This window comes from Streptosporangiales bacterium (assembly GCA_009379825.1).
Classification (GTDB): Bacteria; Actinomycetota; Actinomycetes; order Streptosporangiales; family WHST01; genus WHST01.
In genome coordinates this window covers 42,927-63,040 of the sequence record WHTA01000009.1, presented here as the reverse complement: position 1 = coordinate 63,040, position 20,114 = coordinate 42,927, and the positions used below count along the sequence as shown (strand labels likewise).

Sequence of the window (20,114 nt, the reverse complement as noted above, 5' to 3'; positions counted from 1 at the left end):
CACCCGGGGTGAGCTGGACGCGGATATCGAGCCTGCTGCGCAACGCGATGTCGACGACCGGCACCCGCGCCGCGGAGGTCACCCACCAGCGACCTCACGGCGGTCGCCAACAGCATCGCGTCCGCGGTCAACGGGTCGGTCGTCATCTTCAGCCCGCAGCAGGAGATCCTCGCCGCGTCCAAGCTCGGACCCGACGACGACGCCATGCGCCACCAGGCCGTCGCCGACCAGCACGGCCCGCTCGCCTACCGGGAGCGGCTACGCGAGCTCGGCGTCTACAAGCGGTTGTGGAGCAGCGACGAGGTCGTCTCCGTCCCTCCGGTTCCCGAGCTCGGCGCCGGCCGCCGCAAGGCGATCATGATCCGTGCCGGCGAGGAGATCCTCGGGTCGATGTGGGTGGCCGAGGGCCGCGAGCAGCTGGCATCGGACGCCGACGCGATCCTGCGCAGCGCGGCCTCGGCGGCGAGCGGACACCTGGTGTGGCTGCAGACGAGAGCACTGTCGCAGCGCCGGTTCAACGAGGGCGTCCTGCTGCAGCTGCTTGCCGGTGACGCAGACGTCGACGCCGCGGCCAGCTGGCTCGGCGTGCAACCGGACAGGGCGTGCGGCGTGCTGATCGCGTGGACACCGGAGCCGCAGAACCGTCGGCGGCTCAGCAACCTGCTCACCATGCACCTCTCCGCGTACCAGCACTCGACGATGAGCCTGATATCGAGAAGCATGGTCGAACTGGTCTTCTGCGACCTCGGCGAAGCGGGCATCCCGCTGGAGACCACCCGCGACCTGGTGAACCGCGCCGCGCACAGCATGGGACAACCGGTGCTGGCCGCGACAGGCACGGTCAGCGGCACCTTGGCGGAGCTGCCGCGATCGCACCGGGACGCGGACGCGGTGCTGCGGGTGCTGCGGCGCCGCACCCCCACGGGCACCACCCGCGTCGCCAGCTACGACGAGGTGCGTACCGCCGTCCAGGTCGACCGGCTCCACCAGCTGATGACCCAACACGACGACCTCCTGGACGGCCACGCCCGGACGCTGCTGCGGTGGGACACCCGTCACGGCGGGAACCTCGCCGCGAGCCTCCTGGCCTACCTCGACGCGTTCGGCAACGTCGCCGCGGCCGCCGAACGGATCCACGTGCACCCCAACACCTTGCGCTACCGAGTACGCAAGGCCGGCGAGGTCACCGGACTCGACCTCACCGACCCCGAACAGCGCCTGATGCCCACCTCCAGCTCGCTGGCCACTCCCCGATATCTGGTTTCGCCGCAGCATGACAAATAGGGAGTGACGTGATTCGCGACGACCGGTTAATGATCTACGAACCGGGTAGCGCACTCCATACACCCGGACACGATGCCGGGGTGGGCAAGGAGAACGGCGTGACGAATGGCAAGGCAGTCGCGGTAGGAGTTGCCGTCGGCTATCTGCTCGGGCGTACGAAGAAGATGAAGCTCGGGCTGATGCTCGGCGCAGTTGCCGTGGGACGCACAGGAAACCTGAAGACCTTGGTACAGCAGGGTTCCGAGCTGGTGCAGAAAGCGCCCGGGCTGCAGACGTTGTTCGACGACGTACGTGTGCGCCTGGCGGACACCACCGCGGCCGCCGGCGCCGTGGCCAGCCGAGGCGTCGACCGGCTCAGCGACAATCTTGAGCACCGCGCCGAGCAGCTGCGCGGCGACAGCTCCCCACCGGCCGACGAGGAGGAGCCAGCCGACGAGGACGAACCCGTCGACGAGACGGACGAGACCGGGGAACAGCCCGCACAGCGCAGCACGTCGCAGCGTCAACGGTCCGGGGGCGGTCGTGGCCGTACCGCGAAGAAGGCGTCCAGCCGTAGCCCCGCCGGCCGGCAGCGAAGAGCCTCGTCGTAAACGTCCGGCGCCCATCAAGCCGCTATACTTCTCAGATCTACGACGGTTCAGCCACGTGCCGTCGGTCTCAAGGCTCGTCGGTCCGGCCGGTGGCCGAGCCGACGTAAACGCACGAGAGGCCGTCCTCATGACCACCGTCCCTCACACCACCCAACCTGCCGTGGACGAAGAGCTCTTCGCCCGACTCGACGACCGCACCGACGCCACGGAACGGGAACGTATCTTCGACGAGCTGGTGCGGAGGTACGACTGGCTCGTCCGGTGGGCAGCGCGCCGGTACGCGAACCGCGGCGAGGACGTCGAGGAGCTGCAGCAGGTCGGCTACGTCGGCCTGGTCGAGGCGATCGACCGGTTCGACGCGGCCCGTGGCGTCGACTTCGTCAGCTTCGCCCGCCCGACCGTCCTCGGTGAGATCCGCCGCCACTTTCGCGACCGCCGTCGCTGGATCAAGGTGCCCCGCCGGCTGCAGGAGCTCAAGGCGCGGATCAACGCAGCCACCGACGAGCTGACCCAGCGGTACGGTCGGCCGCCGACGGTGGCCGACCTCGCGGCCGAGCTCGATGTCGACGAGGACGAGATCTCCGACGCTCTCGCCGCCGATGACACGTTCGCCCCGATGTCCCTGGACACACCTCTGGACACCGCTGACGGCGATACTCCGACGCGGCTGGACGCCCTCGCCGTCGAGGACGGTGGGTTCGACGACCTCGTCGTCAGCGAAGCTCTCTGGCCGCTGCTCGACCGGTTGCCGGCCAGAGAGCAGGAGATGGTCCTGCTGCGGTTCTACGGGAACAAGACCCAGGTCCAGATCGCGGACCAGCTGGGCATCTCGCAGATGCACGTCTCCCGGCTGCTCCAGCAGACACTGGCCGCCCTGCGCGCGGAACTCGCCGATTGACCGCCGCGGCGCTCCAGGCGCTGGGGAGCGCGACCGGCCGCGTCGCGCGTACCCCAGCTCGCCGGGGACGCACTGTTCTCGACATCCCCCGGCTGAGAGCACGGATACCACACCACGAGCCGACCAAACCGTTCGCGCGGTTGGCATCCTCCCCGACCCGGGTTACGGTGCAGCGATGGCGAACTCCGGCGACAGCCAGGACGTCGCGCAGCTGCTTGCCGATGCCGCGCGGGACTTCGAGGCGGCCCCGGGGACACAGGCGACGCTCGACGAGGTCTGCGACCGGGCGGTAGCCGTCATCGCCGGCTGTCGGCGGGCCGGGATCATCGAGGCGCGGCGGGAGCAGCGTGGCCGGACGCTCGCCACCACAAGCCCCGCGTCGGAGGACCTGCACGACCTGCAGTACCAGCTCGGCGACGGGCCCTGCGTCACCGCGCTCTGGCACGACCGGGTCGTCTGGTCGGACGACCTCGCCGAAGAGCAGCGCTGGCCCAAGTTCGCCGCCGCGGCCGTGGAGCGAGGCATCAGGAGCGCGCTGGGGATCCAGCTGTACACCCATGCGGACACCCTGGGGGCGCTGAACCTGTACTCCGACACGCCTGGTGCGTTCGACGAGGTCACTCGCGACGTCGCACAGGTCTTCGCCGCGCATGCGGCAGTCGCCATCGCCGAGGAGCGCGGCCACGCGGAGCTCGCCAGGGCGCTGGTCACCAGGCAACAGATCGGCCAGGCCACCGGGATCCTCGCCGAACGCCACCAGCTGACGACGGACGAGGCGTTCACCCTGCTCGTGCGGGCGTCGCAGAACAGCAACACCAGGCTCCGCGACCTGGCCGCGCGCCTGGTCGCCAGCGAGAACGACGTACGGCGGAGGTCGAGAAGCCCGGATGCCTGAACCGACGACCGGCAACAGGTACGGTCGTCGCATGACCGAGAACGCCGCACCGGCCAGCTACTCCGACGCCCAGCACCCCTACAGCCGGGTACGCGGCACGGCCGCTGGCCTCGTGTTCGTCTCCGGGCAGCTCGGCGTCGCCGACGGCGAGATCGTGCCGGGCGGCATCGTCGCGGAGACCCGGCAGGCCTTCGCCAACCTGCAGGACGCGCTCGCGTCCGCGGACCTCGGGTTCGAGCACGTCGTCAAGATCACCGTGTACCTGGCGAGCATGACCGACAGGAACGCGATGGACGAGGTCTACCTGGACGTCCTGCCCACTCCCCTGCCGGCCCGCACCTGTTTCGCGGTCGGCGAGCTGCCGTTCCGGGCCCGCGTCGAGCTCGACGCGATCGCCGCCCGGGACGCGTTGTGAGCCTCTGACCAGCACACTCGACGTCCACACTCACTCAGCGTGAGGCAGTACCGGTCCGTTGGTGCGGTACGCGCATGGCCCAACACCCCGGCCAGTTGATCTCGAATTGATAACGCCCGGTGGTTAGAGTCGGTACGTTCAGGACGAACCGGTCCTCTCGCCCCAGAGGTAGCCGGTCCTCTCGCCCCAGGAGGATTCCCCACCATGCCCCGCCGCACGTCGGTCGGCCGACACGCAAGAATCACCCCCGCAGCCACCACCCCCAGCGGCCCCAGGCGCCGCCCCGTCCGCCACGCGATCGGGGCCGGCCTGGTCGCGCTCGCCTGCGTCGGCATACTCGTCGGGATGACCATCCGCCCCACGGTCGACGCCGGAGGGGCACCGAGCACCACCCCGAAGAGCCAGCTGACCGAGTCCACGTCCGCGTCCCGCACGGTGCGCACCGCGACGACCTCGCCTCGCGCGGACGGCGTGGGCAGCCCGCGCAGGACCACCGGCGGCGGGGACGCCCCCGAAGGCAGTACCCCTGCCAGCAGCACCTCCAGCAAGCAACGCCAGGGCAGCGACGACAGCCCCGCACCCACGACCCAGACGAGCACCGAGGCCAGCCTGAAGCGCTCACCGAGCACCACGACGAGCACGCCGGTCGAGCCCACCACGACCCCGTCGACCGAGTCCTCCTCGCCGTCGCCGAGCGAGTCGTCGGAGGCGTGCAAGACGCCGGGGAAGGACGCATCCCGGTCGCTGGCCTGTCGGATCAGCGACCTGCTGCCGTAGCAAGCTACCGGGTCGCTGCCTCTACGATCAGTGACCATGGTCGACCAGCTGATGGGCGAACTGGCGGGCAGGACCGCCATCGTGACCGGCGGCTCGCGCGGCATCGGCCGGGCAGTCGTCGACCGGCTCGCCCGTGACGGTGTCGCGGTGGTGTTCGGCTACGCCGAGAACACCGCGGCCGCGCTGGACGTGGAGAAGACCGCCGACCACGGCGGCGGCCGCGCACATGGCATCCAGGTCGACCTCGGCGACCCGGCCGCCACCCGCGCGTTCCTCGACCGGGCACTCGACCACCTGACGGCCTCGACATCCTCGTCAACAACGCCGCCGCGCCCCACACCCCGACCAGCTTCCACCGACCTGACCGACGACGAGTACGACCGCGTGCTTGCGGTGAACACGAAGGCCGTGTTCGTCGCCATCCAGTTCGCCGCCAGGCACATGCGCGACGGCGGCCGGATCGTCAACCTGTCGACCCTCAACACCGTGCTCGCCGCACCCGGTCTCGCCGCCTACGCCGCGAGCAAGGGCGCCGTGGAGCAGTTCACCCACGTCGCGGGCGCGAGCTCGCCCCCAGGGGCATGACGGTGAACACCGTCGCACCGGGCGCCACCGACACCGACCTGCTCCGGTCCACGAACACCGCAGAGACCCTGCAGCTGACCGAACAGCTCACCCCGTTGGGCCGCCTCGGCCAGCCGTCCGACGTCGCCGACGTGATCGCGTTCCTGGCCACCTCGGACGCACGCTGGCTGACCGGACAGAACATCCGCGCCACCGGCGGGCTGCCGTAGCGGCGGCTCACGGCAGGTGGAGCTCGCATTCGGCCAGCAGCACCTGCCCGTCGACCTCCACGACGGCGTCGCGCATCACCAGGTCGCAGTGGCCGGGCGCGCGGATCGAGCTGCCGAACGTGATGCCGTTGCCGATGCCGATGTGCATGGTGCCGAACTCCGCCTCGTCCTCGAGCGGACCACCCTGGCCGATACGCGCCTTGGGGTTCATGCCCATGCCCATCTCGACGGGACAGTACATGTTCGGGTCGCCGTAACCGTCCAGCGTGGCGCGCAGCCGGTCGGCCTCGGCGCCGCCGTCGAGGGCGACGATGCGGCCCGCCTCGAACGTCGCGGTGATGGGCTCGGTGACCGGCCCGCCGGGTACGGTCGCGCCGTCGATGATCATCGTCCCGGTCGTCGTGCCCTCGTCGGGCGCGACGGCACACTCGATGCACGGCGGCGGCGAGATCGTGCCGGGCTCGTGACAGATGCCGCTCTGCGGCACCGCGCGTTTGGCGGCGATGCTCATCCACAGGTCGGTGCCGCGCGGCGATCGCACCCGTACCTCCGTGCCGTTGTCCAGCACGCGCGCCACTTGGTCGATGACGGCCTTGCGTTCCATGAAGTCGATGTCGAGCGAGCCGTCGAGGAAGACATCGTCGCACACGTCCGGCATGAAGATGAGTCGCGCCCCTGCAGCGCTGGCCGCCAACCGCGCCTCACTGTGGTTCACCGAGAAGGTGGTCGGCGCGACGATCGCGTCCGCAGCGCACATCGCCGCGGCCACCGTCGCCGGCGGCTCCTCGCCGTGTTTGGTGCGCGGCGCCATGACGGTGGTGACGACCTCCGCGCCGAGCTCGTTGCCGGCGAGCACGAACGCCTCGCCGTAGGCGACGGTGCCGGTGTCCGAGATGACCAGCAGGTTCTCGCCCGGACGGACGTTCAGGCACTGGCGGAGGATCGTGCGGGCGGGTTCGAGGACGAACGGTTTCGCCATTGACATCTGTACGCCTTCGGTAAGGGTAAGCACCCTCCGGGGATTCGGCCGTACAAGCGAAGCGAGAGCTGAAGGCGGAGCCGTACGCATGACCGACGAAACACTGCTCCGGGGCCGCAAGGCGCCTGGTGGCCTGTGGTGACCCTCGCCCGGACGAAGAGGTGCTGTTGCTCACCGGCGACGGGTTGCGGCCGAGATCGTGGAGGTCTTCCGCGCGGCCGTCGAGGAGACCGGTGCCGAGGCCTCCGTGGTGCAGATGCGGCCGCGGCCGCAGGCCCAGCTCAGGCCCACCGAGGTCGCCGCCGCCGCCTTCCACGGCGCGGCCCTCGTCATCGAGCTGACCAGTCGCTTCGTACAACACAGCAAGGCGCGCCAGGACGGTCAGCAGCGCGGCCTGCGCTACCTGTTCATCGGTGACATCGACGCCGACATGCTCCGCGGCCCCGGCGCGGTCTGCGCGGACTTCCACGCGCTCGCGCCGCGCATCGAGCGGGTCGCCGACTTCGTGACGAACGCGGACCGGATGCGGCTCACCAGCGCGGCAGGCACCGACATCACCGTCTCCGCCGAGGGCCGGCCGGGGCGCGCGCTCACCGGCCTGGCCACCCAGCCGGGGCAGTTCGGCGCACCGCCGTTCCTGGAGGCCGGGGTGGTGCCGGTCGCGGGAACCGCGAACGGCACCGTGGTCGTCGACGCGTACTGCGTCGGGATCGGCCTGGTGGACGAGGCGTTCACGGTCCAGGTCGAGTCCGGGCGCGTCGTCGACATCGACGGCGGCCCACAGGGCGCGGAGCTGATGCGGCTGCTGCGCTCCGCGGACAACCCGAACGCGTTCGGCGTCAGCGAGATCGGCATCGGCCTGAACGACCAGGCGAAGCTGATCGACAACGTGACGAGCGCCGAGGCATGTTACGGAACCGCCCACGTCGCGGTGGGCACCACGCCGGCCGACCCCGGCATCGACGTGATCGACGGCGGCCTACACGTCGACATGGTGTTCCGGTCGCCCACCATCGAGATCGGCGACCAGGTCGTCATGCACGACGGCGCGCTCGTCGACCCCTGAGCAACTCCCCCACCGCAACTCTGTCCCCGCCGGAGGAATGCCGTGTCCGTCCAGCCAACCCGTGTGACCGCACCGTCGGTGCGGGAACGCCGCATCGCAGCCTTCGCGAGCGCCATCGGCACCACCATCGAGTGGTACGACTTCTTCATCTACGGCCTCGCTGCCAGCCTGGTGTTCAACCAGGCCTTCTTCCCGGCCAGCGAGCCGATCGTGGGGACGCTCATCGCGTTCGGCACGTTCGCGACCGGCTATCTCGGCCGGCCGATCGGTGCCCTGCTCTTCGGGCACTTCGGCGACCGGATCGGCCGCAAGTCCGCACTCGTGACCACGATGATGATCATGGGCGTGGGCACCGCGTTCATCGGCCTGCTGCCGACGTACGCGACCATCGGTATCTGGGCACCGCTGCTGTTGACCGTGCTGCGGATCTTCCAGGGCATCGGCATCGCGGGCGAGTGGGGCGGCGCGGTGTTGCTCGCCGTGGAGTACGCGCCGAAACGCCGGCGCGGCCTCTACGGCAGCTGGCCGCAGATCGGCGTGCCCGTCGGGCTGCTGCTCGCGACCGGTGCCTTCTCGCTGTTGAACTGGGCGACCACGAGTGCGGCGTTCCAGGCCTGGGGCTGGCGGGTGGCGTTCCTGTTCTCCGCAGTGCTCGTGGCCGTCGGGCTGGTGATCCGGCTGAAGATCATGGAGAGCCCGGCCTTCCGCGCGCTGCAGGAGTCCGGAGAGGTGGCGAAGGCGCCGCTGAAGGACCTCGTGGTCTCCGCCAAGAAGAGCACCATCCTGCTCGCGATGGGCACCAAGTGGGCCGAGGGCGTCGGCTTCAACACCTGGGCGGTCTTCTCCATCGCGTACCTGACCGACGTGGTGAGCTTCCCCGAGGACGACGCACTGACGGCCGTCATGATCGCGGCAGCGGTGTGCGTGCTCTTCATCCCGACGTGGGGGCGGGTGTCCGACTCGTTCGGCCGCACCCGCACGTTCGGTACGGGAGCTGCACTGCTCGGCGTGGTGGCAGTCCCCGCCTTCCTGCTCTTCGGCGTCGGCGGGATCGCGGTGCCCCTGGTGCTCGTCGTGGTGTTCGGCGTCGCCTACCCGATGATGTTCGCGCCGCAGGGCGCGCTCTACGCCGAGCTGTTCGAGCCGCGCATCCGCTACAGCGGCATCTCGGTCGTCTTCCAGTTCGCGAGCATCGTGTCCAGCGGACTGACCCCGCTGATCCTGACGACGTTGCTGATCTGGGGTGGCAACAGCCCGTGGCTGATCTGTGCGTACATCATGGCCGTCGCAACGGTGTCCACCCTGTGCGTCTACGGGTTGCGCAACCGGGCACACCACCTGGACGAGAGCGTCGCACCCGCGACGGTGAACACCGCCGGCTAGCGGGACGCTTCCGCACCGTATTGCAGCGCGGCGTAGAACCCGCCGATGTGCTCGCGGATCAGCCGGGCGGCGGTCTCGCCGTCGCCGTCGCTGACGGCGGCGAAGATCGCCCTGTGCTCGTCGACCAGTTCGTCGACCCAGCTGTCCCAGTCGGGGTGGGCGAGGAACGCGTCCAGCATGGTCTGGCGTACTGCCTCGCGCAGCGCCTGCATCAGGTCGGCGAGGAGATCGTTGCCTGTCGCGCGGGCCAGCTCGAGGTGGAAGTCGGTGTCGAGTTGGTGGAAGGTGTCCGGGTCGAGCCCGGGCACGGACATCTCCGCGAGCAGCTCGCGCAACCGGGTGGTGTCGACGTCCTCGCTCGCGGCGAGCAGGCGCACGGCCTGGTCTTCCAGCGACATCCGCACCTGCAGTACGTCCGCGACGCTGTAGCTGGTGAGCGCGACGTGCAGCCGCAGCAGATCGGACAGGGCACGCACCGGCTCGGTGGAGACGATCAGCCCGGAGTCCGGCCCGGTGCCTGGGCGGCTGCGCACGATCTCCAGGGCCTGGAGAACTCGCACCGCCTCCCGGACCGACGGACGGCTGACCTGAAGCACCTCGCTGAGCTGACGCTCTCCAGGAAGCCGGTCGCCCGGACGGAGGCGCCCCGCAAGGATCTCCTCCTGGATACGGCGGACCACGAGCTCGTAGGTCTTGGCTCGGTCGAGTGGTTCCAGCCGCAGGCTCACGGTCGACTCCTCGGCGGAAGCATCATTGGGTTCACTCACCCTATCGGAGCTCGTCGGACGGGCACGGCCGTTGCACGACGCGACGGCCACCTCCATGGTAGCAACTGGTAATGTAAAACAATGGTCTTACATTAGATCTGCAGAGGAAGACATGAGCGACGAATCCGCACTGGCCGGGATCAGGGTCGTGGATCTGACCCAGGTGCTCGCCGGACCGTTCGCGACGATGCTGCTCGCGGACCTCGGGGCCGACGTGGTCAAGGTCGAGGTGCCAGGGCGCGGCGACCTCAGCCGCGCCATGGATCCGGCCATCGACCAGCAGACCAGCGGCGCGTTCCTGACGGTGAACCGCAACAAGCGCTCGGTCAGCGTCGACCTCAAGCAGCAGCGCGGGCTCGACCTGGTGCACGAGCTGCTCGCCACCGCCGACGTGCTCGTCGAGAACTTCCGGCCAGGCGTGGCCACGCGCCTCGGGCTCGACTACGAGCAACTCTCCGCCAAGCTCCCCCGGCTGGTGTACTGCTCGATCTCCGGCTTCGGGCAGACCGGGCCCTACGCGGCACGCGGCGGGCTCGACCTGATCACGCAGAGCATGTCCGGCATCATGAGCGTCACCGGCACGCCTGGCGGACCGCCGGTCAAGACCGGCCCGCCGATCACCGACCTGGGTGCCGGGCTGTTCGCCGTCTACGGGATCCTCGGCGCGCTCGTCGCGCGGGACCGCACCGGCAACGGGCAACGGGTCGAGACGTCGCTGTTCGAGGCGGGCCTCGGGCTGTCCGTGTGGGAGGCGACCGAGTACTTCTACACCGGCCGCACTCCACAGCCGACCGGGTCCGCGCACCGGCTGAGCGCGCCGTACCAGGCGATCGCGTGCCGCGACGGTTACGTGACGGTCGGCGCCGACGGCGAACGCCAGTGGCCGAAGTTCTGTGCGGTGATCGGGCGCAGCGACCTGGCCACCGACCCGCGGTTCGGCACCAACGCGGACCGGATGCGCAACCTCGACCAGCTCGTCCCGCTGGTCGAGGAACGGACGAAGGAGCACGACCGCAGCCACTGGCTCGCGCTGTTCGAGGAGGCAGGTATTCCTGCGGGCCCCATCAACACCGTGCCAGAGGCGCTGGCCGACGAGCACACCGCGGCACGCGACATGGTCGTCGACGTCGAGCATCCACGCGCCGGTTCGACGCGAACGGTGGGTCCGGTCGTCAAGTTCTCCGCAACCCCGGCGACGGTACGCACGCCGGCACCGGAGCTTGCCGAGCACACCGACGACGTCCTCCGCGAGCTCGGGTACGACGCCGAGGGGATCACCAAGCTGCGTTCCGCGGGTGTCGTCGGATGAGCGGCGAGGCACGCCTCTCGGTGGACGGGCACGTCGCGACGATCACCATCGACAACCCACCGGTGAACGTGATCACCGCCGACGTCCGGCACTGCCTGCTCGGCGTACTCGGCCAGGTGCGCGACCACGGCGGGATTCGGGCGGTCGTCGTCACCGGGGCGGGCGACCGCGCGTTCTGCGCCGGCGCCGACCTCCGCGAGGAGGAGCAGCTGACTCCGGCGACCGTTCGCCAGTTCCTCGCCGAGGACAACGCCGTCTACGATCAGCTGGAAGAACTCGACTGCCCGGTGGTCGCCGCCGTGCACGGCTACTGCATGGGTGGTGGGTTCGAGCTCGCGCTGGCGTCCGACATCCGCGTCGTCAGTGCCGACACCAAGTTGTGCGCCGCAGGGGTGAAGGTGGGTCTGGTCGTGAGCACCAGCAGGCTGGTACGCCTCACCGGGCTCGCCGCGGCCAAGGACATCGTGCTGACCGGGCGCACGTTCACCGGCGACGAGGCGGGCCGTCTCGGTGTGGCGACCAGGGTGGTGCCCGCAGGCGAGGAACGGGCCGAAGCACAGCGCATCGCAGCCGAGATCGCGTCCCGTGCACCGCTCGCCGTCGCCCGCGCCAAGTCTGCGCTGCACGAGGCCGCCGACCTCGCCTTCGCGGACGCGTACACGCGCGAGCTCGACCACTTCGCCGCACTGTCGGACACCGACGACCACAAGCAGGCCATCGCCGCGTTCTTCCGCAAGGAGACACCACGGTTCGCTGGCCAATGATGCCTACCGGCAGGAGGATCCAGGGATGACCAACGACCGCGCCAGTGTGCTTGCCGTCAATGGGCGGGAGCCGAGCATCGACCCGTCCGCGTTCGTTGCTGTGGGGGCGACGGTCGTCGGGTCGGTGGAGCTCGGTCCGCGGGTGGGCATCTGGTACGGCGCTGTGCTGCGCGCCGACACCGAAGAAATCAGCGTCGGGGCCGACTCCAACCTGCAGGACGGTGCCATCGTGCACTGCGACCCCGGCCTACCGACCCGGATCGGTGCCAGGGTCACCGTCGGTCATGGTGCGGTCATCCACGGCGCCGTCGTCGGCGACGACTGCCTCATCGGCATGCGCGCCACCGTGCTCAACGACGCACAGGTCGGCGCGGGCTCGCTCGTGGCCGCCGGGGCGGTCGTCCGCGAGGGCACCGAGATACCACCGGGCTCGCTCGTCGCCGGGATACCGGCGACCGTGAAGCGGGAGCTCACCGCCGAGGAACGCGCCCGGGTCGCCGACGGCTGGCAGGAGTACGTCACGCGGGCCGAGCAACACGGCTCGACCGCCCGCCCCGTCTGACCGAGGCACCGCGATACGCTTGGTCGGCACGATGACGCGAGCCGAGACGAGGACCACGCACGTGCCGACGGCCTACGATCCGCCAGCCAACAACCGAACGGAATCGAGACCCAGGGCATCGGCACGCCGGCTCTGGCCGTGGCTACGGGGCCTCATCGGCATCGGGATCCTCGTGGTGCTCGGCTGGCGCCTGGGGACGGAAGCGTTCGTCCGCGGGCTCGGCACCATCGACGCCCAGGCACTGCTGGCTGCACTCGTGATCGGCTGGCTCACCACGATATGCACCGCGATCCGCTGGCAGGTGATCGCGCACCGGCTCGACCTGCCGCTGCCGCTGCCGACAGCGATCGCCGGCTACTACCGCGCACTGCTGCTCAACGCCGTGCTACCCGCGGGCGTGCTCGGTGACGTCGACCGTGGCGTGCGGCACGGGCGGCTCGCGGGGAACACGGCCAGGGGCGTGCGCGCCGTCGTACTCGAGCGCACGGCAGGTGCGGTCGTGCTGGTGGTCATAGCGATAGCGTCGCTGCTCGCGCACCCCACCCTGTTCGCGCTGACGGCCGACAAGCTCGACCCGAGCCCGGGGCTGCTGGCCGTACCGGCCGGTGGCGTCGCCTGCGCGGTCGCGGCCGCCATCTGGGCGAGGTACGGCAAGAACGACTCCAGACTGCGCAGCGGCGTTGCCGCTGCGTTCACGGAAGCGCGTGTGACGATGCTGTGCCGTCGCACCTGTCCGAGCGTCGTGATCCTGTCCGTGGCGACCGTCGTCGGTCACCTCGCGATGTTCCTCGTCGCCGCACGAACCGCCGGCGTGACCGCACCGGTGACGCAGCTCCTGCCGCTGTTCCTGCTGGCACTGCTCGCCATGGGAGTGCCGACCAACATCGGCGGGTGGGGACCCAGGGAAGCCGGGTGTGCGCTGGCGTTCGGTGCGGCGGGGCTCGGCGCGTCGCACGGAGTCGCCACTGCGGTGGTGTACGGCGTGCTCGCCCTCGTCGCCAGCCTGCCGGGGGCGCTCGTGCTGCTGGCGCAAGCCGGTCAGCGTCTGAAGATCGTGACGAACGCCTTCACGTCGCCCCGCCGGTACCAGGCGACCACACAGAACAGCACTCCGAGCACTGCGGGCAACACCGCTCCCGACGGGCTCCGGACGGCCAGCTCCGTGGTGACCGCACCGATCATGACGCCGACCAGACCGAGCGCGGCCAGTCCGGCGAGCCGCGGTACCAGCAGGCCGATGGCACCCGCAGACTCGACGACAGCGGTGAAGTAGCGGAACCACTGACCGTAGCCGACCCGGTCGAACGTCTCCACGATGTACTCCTGACCGGTGGCCATCGGAAGGGCGGAGAAGATCAACAGGTAGGCGGCCAGCAGCACCTGGAGCACCCAGATCACGATGTTCGCCGCAGACCGACGCCCGCTGCCCTGCGCGACCGCGCTGTCGTCCATCGACATCGTGGCCCTCCTCTCTCCGGAGACCATTCCATCCTTGCCCAACGGCACCGCGCTGTCACGCCTCAGAGGTCGAGGACCTCGCGCCGCCAGCGCGGCTCGACCACGGCCCACTCCGCCGCCCACGCGGCGGCTCGCCTGCGGTCGAGTACGAACACGAACGCCAGGTACGCGACAGTGCCTACCGCGGCGGCACCCGCGGCCAGCGAGACTCCCGTGAGAACGCCGACGGCCGTTGCCTGTCGGCCGGTGTGTCGAGTCATCGACGCCTCGCCGCGGTGGTCGATCCAGAGGGGCATGCTGCCGTTCCGGGTGCTCGTCGTCATCGAGGCGAAGGTCCCCACGTGGCGGCGCCCCGCTGCGTCGCGCCACGCGAGCCGGTAGGTATGAGGGACGACCGCGTTGTCCTGTGCACCGGAAGAAGAGATACGGGCGACGATCCGCGCATCGACGCGGTAGCCGTACTTGGCATCCAGCCGGTCGATGGCACGTTGCTGGTCGTATGCCGCCCACCCCGCGAACACAGCACCCACGCATCCGGCGAGGAGGATCACGACCAGCCAGACGCGCGCAGTCGCCCGCAACCTGTCGCAGGGCCGGCTCATAGGGTTGTCGTCGACCATCGCTCGCCTCCTGGAGGTACAGGCGCGGGGAGGAGTCGTGGCCCCGACTCCTCCCCGCTCGGACTGTGACGCGCACGCCCCCGATTGCTACGGGCGCGTCACACCAGCCACCGGTTGCGCTCGACGAAGCCGAGCTTCTCCCAGCGGCGCCCGAGCCCGAACGTGCGGCCGGCGTATGCGACGGCGCAGGCGATCAGGACGAGGGCGTAGATGATGTGGTAGTCGACGATCGGGTTGGTCGACATGGTCGGGTCGCCGGCCGCACCGAAACGGGCGAGCGGCCACTCCGCAACCCACATCAGCAACATCATCAGTGACCCGGCGACTGCGGAGATCCGCAGCCCGATGCCGAGGATGACGGCGACACCGACGCCGAGGAGCCCGACCATGAAGAGCCAGTCGGCCAAGCCGGCGCCTGCCATGTTCTGGAAGATCTCGCGGAACGGGCCGGCTTCCAGGCCCGAGAGGAAGCCCTTGGTGGGCTCGCCACCCTGGATCCAGGCACCCTCCCTCGGCGTCGCGTACCCGAGCCCGAAGGTCTTGTCGATGAACGCCCAGAGGAAGATGAACCCGGTAGCGATACGCAGCACCGCGAGCGCCCATCCGCCAGTCGGCTTCGCCTCTCGCTCGATCGACGCAGGGGCCGGTTCCTGCACCGGCGGCTGCGGTTCCATCCGCGTGGGCTTGAATTCCATGCTCATTTTCCTTCCTCCATCGAGTGAGTGAGTCCCGAATCGATCGTCACTCGATGACGGAGTTGCGGGTACTGCCGAAGGTCCCAGCTGCGGAGGACCTTGGCTGTGTCTGTTCGGCGACCAGCGTGCGAGCGATCGTGGTCCCCCACTCGTCGATCGCGGCGAAGTCGCGGAAGTCGCCCTCGGCTGCGTGCAACGCGCGGACGACTACCCGTTCCCGCGAGCCGCAGGTCGTTGCGCTGCAGCCTGCCGGGGAACGTCTCGTGTGCCCGCGCGCGGGTGATGTCGACGAGGTGCGCAACGTCGACAGCATCGTCCGTGGGTTTCTGCGGCGACCCGATGGGACCGCTGGAGAACAACCACGTCGGGCGTACGGCCAGCTCGGCCGCGTGGGCGTCGACGAACCGTCGCGCGGTGCTGAGCCAGCGGCCCATGTACACGGCACTGCCGAGCACGACGGCGTCGTAGCGTTCGACCGACGGCACGTCGACGAGGGAGGTGCAGTCGACCTCCGCCTCGACCCCGGACGTGTCGAACGTGCGCTGGACAGCTGCCGCGAGCGCTCGTGCAATACCGTCGGTGCCTCCGTGCCTGGAAGCCACGGCGACGAGAACGCGTAGCATTCCTGCCTCCTCAGGAGAGATGGCCGGCACTGTGCGGTCGATCGTCACGTTCCATGCGTAGCTGGGTGGCGAGGATCGCCGCCTGGGTGCGGCGCTGGATACCGAGCTTGACGAAGATGTTCGAGATGTAGTTCTTCACCGTCTTCTCCGCGAGGAACACCTTGTTGCCGATCTCGCGGTTGGTGAGCCCCTCGCCGATCAGCTCGAGCACCTGGCGCTCCTGACCACTGAGCCCGGCGAGCGGGTCCTTCTTGGCCGCGTCGGCGCGGAGCCGGTCGAGCAGCTTCGCCGTCACCGCCGGGTCGAGGAGCGACTGGCCGGCCGCGACCGTACGGACCGCCGTGACGATGCTGACGCCGCGTACCTCCTTCAGCAGGTACCCCGACGCCCCCGCCAGGACGGCCTGCACGAACGCGTCGTCGTCCGCGAACGAGGTGAGCATCAGGCACGACAGTCCCGGCACCTCCGCGCGGAGGTCCCGACAGGCCTCCACACCGCTGCCGTCGGGCAGCCGAACGTCCAGGACGGCCACGTCGGGACGCAGCGCGGGCACCCGCGCGAAGGCCTGCGCGATCGTGCCCGCCTCGCCGACGACCTCGATGTCGGGCTCCTCCTGGAGCACCGCACGCACGCCCTGCCGGACGACCTCGTGGTCGTCGAGCAGGAACACCCGGATCAGCGTCTCAGTCACGAATTCACGCTAGCCGTGACGCACCGTGGCGAGTAGGGACTTCTGGCCCGGTCCGACGCGTCCGAACGGCACTGTCCGTAGCTGGAGCCGGCAGGCGATGCTCGGGGCATACGGAGGGAGCGAGGAGGATGACGAACGACGTCACTGGGTCGATGCTCGGCCGGCACGGGTTCCTGCGCGGCCTGACCCAACCCGACCTCGACCGGCTCGCCGCCGCGGCGACCCACGTCGAGTTCCCGGCCGGCCACCGACTGTTCGACATCGGCGGCACGGCGGACAGGTTCTGGTTGCTGGAGAACGGTCTGGTCGAGCTCGAGCTGATCGTCCCGGGGGCCCCGAGGCTGACCGTCGAGTCGCTCGGCATCGGCGACGTACTCGGCTGGTCCTGGCTCTTCCCGCCGTACCAGTGGCGCTTCGGCGCGGTCGTCCATCGCACGGTGCACGGGTTCGAGCTGGACGGGCGCGCGGTGCGCGCGATGTGCCAGGACGACCCCGACTTCGGCTACGACCTGACGCAGCGGTTCCTCGCCGTCGTGCTCAACCGGTTGCAGGCCACGCGCGTCCGCCTGATGGACCTCTACCTGCGTACCCAATCGGGAAGCGATACGGAGGCAGTGTCGTGAGAGCAGCAGCCAACAGCCACAACGCGCCAGGCGACCTGGGCCGGCGGGTCGCGTTCCGTCGCCGCGAGCTCGGGCTGACGCGCGAGCAGGTGGCGGTCCGCACCGGCATGGCGCCGGAGTACCTCGACTACGTGGAGCGCTACCACGCGACCCTCACCGCCGGGACGCTGCTGCGCCTGACGGCGGCACTGGACACGACCGTCGACGCGTTGCTCGGCGCCACCGTCGAACGCCCACCTGGCGTCACGGGCAGGAGCCCGGGCGAGCCACGGTTCCGGCGGCTGGAGGCCGGCGAGTGCATGCGGCTGCTAGCGGACGGCGGCATCGGCAGGGTGGTGTTCGTGTCCGAGCACGGCCCGGAGGCGGTACCGGTGAACTTCACCATGTACGAGGGTGCCGTCGTCATCCGGACCGCGGAGGGCAGCGTTCTCGCCGGCCAGCTCGATCGCCAGGTTGCGTTCGAGGTCGACTCCCTCGACGGGGCGCAGCACCAGGGGTGGAGCGTCCTGCTCAGCGGGCAGGCCCGCCGGGTCGCGAACCCGGCGGTGGTCTCCCGCATGCGCGCGATCCTCGAACCGTGGGCCGGCGAAGAGGACCGGCACCTGTACCTGATGATCGACCCCAGCCGCATCGGCGGCCGCCGGATCGACCGGTGAGCGGCGGCTAGCCGCCTTCGCCCACCGACTCGGCGCTTGCGGCCGCACCCGGTACCACGGTGTCGGCGCCGCCCATGTCGAGGCGGAACGGTGGGTACGTGTCGGTCATCAGCGCCGCGTAGCCGGTCACCCGCAGCACCCAGCGGTTGAGCCCGGTCACCAGGTCGTAAAGGCCACGCGGGTAGAAGCCAACGAACAGCAACGCGACGGCGGCGAAGAACACGAGCAGGCCGATGAGGCCCGGACCACTCCACGAGGACGCCTCGCCCGCCGTGTCCGCCGCGCGGTCCCCGAACGTGATGCCGCTGACGAACAGCCCGACGACCAGATAATGCGGGATGGCGAGCAGCCACCACTTCACCAGGACGAGCCCGCGCGACAGCCGTTGCGGGTAGTCGACGTACAGGCTGGCCGGGTAGTCCGGCTCCTCGTCCAGCGAGAACGGCGGGTACCTGTCGGTGCCCAGCGCCCCGTACGCGTAGTGCGTCACTCGCCACGACCAGCGCAGCACACCGACGTTGAAGGCGAACAGGCTCCGCGGGTACCGCTCGGTCACCAAGATCGCGAAGAACGCGGCGATGCTCACGGCGAGGAACGCGATCCACAGGAAGAACAGCACGACTTAGTGCGGGATCGCCAGCAACCACTTCACCAGCCACAGCCACCGCGACAGCTCACCGTCCAGCCGCGCTTCCACGCGGACGGGGTACCGCGCAGCCACCTCAGTCACCCCTGCCGTGCACGACGACCACCGGGCAGTTCGCATGGTGGACGCACCGGAAGCTCACCGAGCCCAAGAACGCACCGACGAACGCGCCGTGCCCGCGGTTACCGACGACCAGCAGTGCCGCACCATCGGCCACCTCGAGCAACATCGTCGCCGGGTCACCGTGCCGCACCTGCGGACGCACCTCGACCACCGGCTCGCTGCCGAGCACCTCCTCGATCGTCTTGGTCAGCATCGCGTTCGCCTCGTCGTCGTACCGGACGCGGCTGGTGTCGAGCAGCCAGACATAGGCGTCCTGGTACTCCCATGCGGCTACGGCATCCACGCGGCCGCCGAGCAGCTCCGCCTGCCGTACCGCCCAGCGCAACGCCCGCTTCGACGGCTCCGACCCGTCGATACCGACCACGATCCGCGGGCTCTCGTCACCGCTCATGATTCATTCTCCTTCCCTGCTTGCACAGGCTTCCGAGCTTCGTCGCAGCCGGCCGCGATCGGCAGGGTCCTCCGCTACCGCGCAGGAAACCTCTGTCGGCTCCCGGCCGGTCGCGGTGTACTGCAGATGTCACGCAAATCGGCACCGAGGAGCGAACATGGCCCGGTCAGCACGTCGCCCCGTCGTTGTCGGCGTGGACGGTTCGGCGGACAGCCACCCCGCAGTCGCCTGGGCAGCCCGCGAGGCGGCGCTGCGGGCCTGCCGCTGCGGGTGTGCATGTCTTCGCCTGGCCTCTCGTGGACGTGCCGCTCGGTCCGTCCGACTACGGGCCGCCGGACGGTGCCTTTTCGAACGAGGCGAAGAGGTACGTCGGCGACGCCGCTGCCACGGCACCCGACGTCACCGTGTCCGGCGAGGTGATCACCGGCACCCCGGTACCGACCCTGGTGGCCGAGTCACGGCACGCCGGCGTCGTGGTGGTCGGGCACCGTGTCTCGGCAGCTTCAGCGGCCTGCTGATCGGCTCCGTGGGTGTCGGCGTCGCCGCACACGCCGCCTGCCCCGTCGTCGTAGTGCGCCCGAGAACCACAGAACAGGGACCGTCGGCGCACCGTGTCGTGGTCGGTGTGGACTGGTCACCACAGTCCGAGCAGGCGGTCGCGTTCGCGTTCGAGGAGGCATCGCTGCGTGGGGTGGGCCTGACGGCCGTGAACCGCTGGACCGCGCCGACGTCCGTGGCCCCGGCGACATGCTGCCGCTGGTGTACGACGTCGACGCTGTCGACAGGAGGAGACCCGGTTGCTCACCGAGCAGCTCAGCGGGTGGAGCGCCAAGTACCCCGACGTCGACCTGCAGCGCCGGGTCGTGCACGCCAGAGCTGCCCACACGCTCGTCCGCGCGTCGACCGGCGCGGAGCTCGTCGTCGTCGGGTCGCGGGGCCGTGGCGGTTCACGGGCATGCTGCTCGGTTCCGTCAGCCAAGCGCTGATCCACCACGCCGGCTGTCCCGTCGCGATCATCCGCTGACGACCCTTCGACCGTACGGTCGGGACCATTCGCCCTGGTGGCCCTCGGCCCTGAGGCAGATCATGGCGGCATGGACACAGG

Annotated in this window: 21 protein-coding genes and 4 pseudogenes; 16 read left to right on the top strand and 9 right to left on the bottom strand. The window is 70.0% G+C overall.

Annotation, left to right across the window (positions count from 1 at the left end; genetic code table 11):
* Window positions 1–204: 204 nt before the first annotated feature.
* From GEV07_06960 to GEV07_06930, 7 genes and pseudogenes are all read left to right on the top strand, one after another.
* Window positions 205–1,284, top strand: coding sequence for a hypothetical protein (locus tag GEV07_06960; GenBank protein ID MQA02458.1), 1,080 nt, complete (start codon window positions 205–207; stop codon window positions 1,282–1,284).
* A gap of 98 nt (window positions 1,285–1,382) precedes the next feature.
* A complete protein-coding gene (locus GEV07_06955; GenBank protein ID MQA02457.1) occupies window positions 1,383–1,874 on the top strand; it encodes a hypothetical protein in 492 nt (163 codons plus the stop codon).
* Between the two features lie 127 nt (window positions 1,875–2,001).
* Window positions 2,002–2,772, top strand: coding sequence for a SigB/SigF/SigG family RNA polymerase sigma factor (locus GEV07_06950; GenBank protein ID MQA02456.1), 771 nt, complete (start codon window positions 2,002–2,004; stop codon window positions 2,770–2,772).
* Between the two features lie 175 nt (window positions 2,773–2,947).
* Window positions 2,948–3,667, top strand: a complete 720-nt coding sequence (locus GEV07_06945) for an ANTAR domain-containing protein (GenBank protein ID MQA02455.1) — start codon at window positions 2,948–2,950, stop codon at window positions 3,665–3,667.
* 31 nt (window positions 3,668–3,698) lie between these two features.
* Complete coding sequence (locus GEV07_06940; protein MQA02454.1) at window positions 3,699–4,082, top strand: hypothetical protein; 384 nt, start codon at window positions 3,699–3,701, stop codon at window positions 4,080–4,082.
* Between the two features lie 345 nt (window positions 4,083–4,427).
* Window positions 4,428–4,859, top strand: a complete 432-nt coding sequence (locus tag GEV07_06935; GenBank protein MQA02453.1) for a hypothetical protein — start codon at window positions 4,428–4,430, stop codon at window positions 4,857–4,859.
* A 51-nt stretch (window positions 4,860–4,910) separates the two neighbouring features.
* Window positions 4,911–5,653 (top strand): annotated as a pseudogene (locus GEV07_06930) (SDR family oxidoreductase).
* A 7-nt stretch (window positions 5,654–5,660) separates the two neighbouring features.
* On the opposite strand, the gene GEV07_06925 reads toward GEV07_06930, so the two are convergent.
* Window positions 5,661–6,722 (bottom strand): aminopeptidase, encoded by a 1,062-nt coding sequence (locus GEV07_06925; protein MQA02452.1) that lies wholly within the window; start codon window positions 6,720–6,722, stop codon window positions 5,661–5,663.
* Between the two features lie 109 nt (window positions 6,723–6,831).
* On the opposite strand from GEV07_06925, the gene GEV07_06920 reads away from it, so the two are divergent.
* Together GEV07_06920 and GEV07_06915 are read left to right on the top strand one after the other, a co-directional pair.
* Window positions 6,832–7,698, top strand: coding sequence for a hypothetical protein (locus GEV07_06920; GenBank protein ID MQA02451.1), 867 nt, complete (start codon window positions 6,832–6,834; stop codon window positions 7,696–7,698).
* 78 nt (window positions 7,699–7,776) lie between these two features.
* Complete coding sequence (locus tag GEV07_06915; GenBank protein ID MQA02450.1) at window positions 7,777–9,081, top strand: MFS transporter; 1,305 nt, start codon at window positions 7,777–7,779, stop codon at window positions 9,079–9,081.
* Here GEV07_06915 and GEV07_06910 read toward each other — a convergent pair.
* A complete protein-coding gene (locus GEV07_06910) occupies window positions 9,078–9,761 on the bottom strand; it encodes an FCD domain-containing protein (protein MQA02449.1) in 684 nt (227 codons plus the stop codon). The genes GEV07_06915 and GEV07_06910 overlap by 4 nt on opposite strands.
* Window positions 9,762–9,960: 199 nt before the next feature.
* Between GEV07_06910 and GEV07_06905 the strand changes: the two genes are divergently transcribed.
* Genes GEV07_06905 through GEV07_06890 form a run of 4 tightly spaced genes read left to right on the top strand, consistent with a single transcriptional unit; the run spans window position 9,961 to window position 13,756 of the window.
* Window positions 9,961–11,157 carry a CoA transferase gene (locus GEV07_06905; GenBank protein MQA02448.1) on the top strand — a complete coding sequence of 399 codons (1,197 nt, stop codon included), beginning with the start codon at window positions 9,961–9,963 and terminating at the stop codon, window positions 11,155–11,157.
* Window positions 11,154–11,921, top strand: a complete 768-nt coding sequence (locus tag GEV07_06900) for an enoyl-CoA hydratase/isomerase family protein (GenBank protein ID MQA02447.1) — start codon at window positions 11,154–11,156, stop codon at window positions 11,919–11,921. The genes GEV07_06905 and GEV07_06900 overlap by 4 nt, the downstream gene beginning before the upstream one ends.
* A gap of 25 nt (window positions 11,922–11,946) precedes the next feature.
* On the top strand, window positions 11,947–12,483 hold the full coding sequence (locus GEV07_06895) for a gamma carbonic anhydrase family protein (protein MQA02446.1): 537 nt from the start codon (window positions 11,947–11,949) through the stop codon (window positions 12,481–12,483).
* A gap of 31 nt (window positions 12,484–12,514) precedes the next feature.
* On the top strand, window positions 12,515–13,756 hold the full coding sequence (locus GEV07_06890) for a UPF0104 family protein (GenBank protein ID MQA02445.1): 1,242 nt from the start codon (window positions 12,515–12,517) through the stop codon (window positions 13,754–13,756).
* Here GEV07_06890 and GEV07_06885 read toward each other — a convergent pair.
* The 5 genes from GEV07_06885 to GEV07_06865 form a co-directional block, all read right to left on the bottom strand.
* On the bottom strand, window positions 13,522–13,935 hold the full coding sequence (locus GEV07_06885; protein MQA02444.1) for a DoxX family protein: 414 nt from the start codon (window positions 13,933–13,935) through the stop codon (window positions 13,522–13,524). The genes GEV07_06890 and GEV07_06885 overlap by 235 nt on opposite strands.
* A 68-nt stretch (window positions 13,936–14,003) precedes the next feature.
* The gene (locus tag GEV07_06880; GenBank protein MQA02443.1) at window positions 14,004–14,561 is read right to left on the bottom strand and encodes a hypothetical protein; all 558 of its coding nucleotides are present in this window, start codon (window positions 14,559–14,561) and stop codon (window positions 14,004–14,006) included.
* 98 nt (window positions 14,562–14,659) lie between these two features.
* Complete coding sequence (locus tag GEV07_06875) at window positions 14,660–15,235, bottom strand: DoxX family membrane protein (GenBank protein ID MQA02442.1); 576 nt, start codon at window positions 15,233–15,235, stop codon at window positions 14,660–14,662.
* 23 nt (window positions 15,236–15,258) lie between these two features.
* Window positions 15,259–15,927, bottom strand: coding sequence for a hypothetical protein (locus tag GEV07_06870; protein ID MQA02441.1), 669 nt, complete (start codon window positions 15,925–15,927; stop codon window positions 15,259–15,261).
* Window positions 15,890–16,558: a response regulator gene (locus tag GEV07_06865; protein MQA02440.1), complete on the bottom strand. Its 669-nt coding sequence runs from the start codon at window positions 16,556–16,558 to the stop codon at window positions 15,890–15,892. Before GEV07_06865 ends, GEV07_06870 begins: the two co-directional genes overlap by 38 nt.
* Window positions 16,559–16,722: 164 nt before the next feature.
* On the opposite strand from GEV07_06865, the gene GEV07_06860 reads away from it, so the two are divergent.
* Both GEV07_06860 and GEV07_06855 read left to right on the top strand, forming a co-directional pair.
* Complete coding sequence (locus tag GEV07_06860; GenBank protein MQA02439.1) at window positions 16,723–17,193, top strand: hypothetical protein; 471 nt, start codon at window positions 16,723–16,725, stop codon at window positions 17,191–17,193.
* A gap of 29 nt (window positions 17,194–17,222) precedes the next feature.
* Window positions 17,223–17,849: pseudogene (locus GEV07_06855) on the top strand (helix-turn-helix domain-containing protein).
* 7 nt (window positions 17,850–17,856) lie between these two features.
* Here GEV07_06855 and GEV07_06850 read toward each other — a convergent pair.
* Window positions 17,857–18,615, bottom strand: a pseudogene (locus GEV07_06850) (DUF4389 domain-containing protein).
* Window positions 18,572–19,009 carry a universal stress protein gene (locus GEV07_06845; protein ID MQA02438.1) on the bottom strand — a complete coding sequence of 146 codons (438 nt, stop codon included), beginning with the start codon at window positions 19,007–19,009 and terminating at the stop codon, window positions 18,572–18,574. The pseudogene GEV07_06850 and the gene GEV07_06845 overlap by 44 nt, the downstream one beginning before the upstream one ends.
* Window positions 19,010–19,166: 157 nt before the next feature.
* Between GEV07_06845 and GEV07_06840 the strand changes: the two are divergent.
* Window positions 19,167–20,033 (top strand): annotated as a pseudogene (locus tag GEV07_06840) (universal stress protein).
* Window positions 20,034–20,114 lie beyond the last annotated feature (81 nt).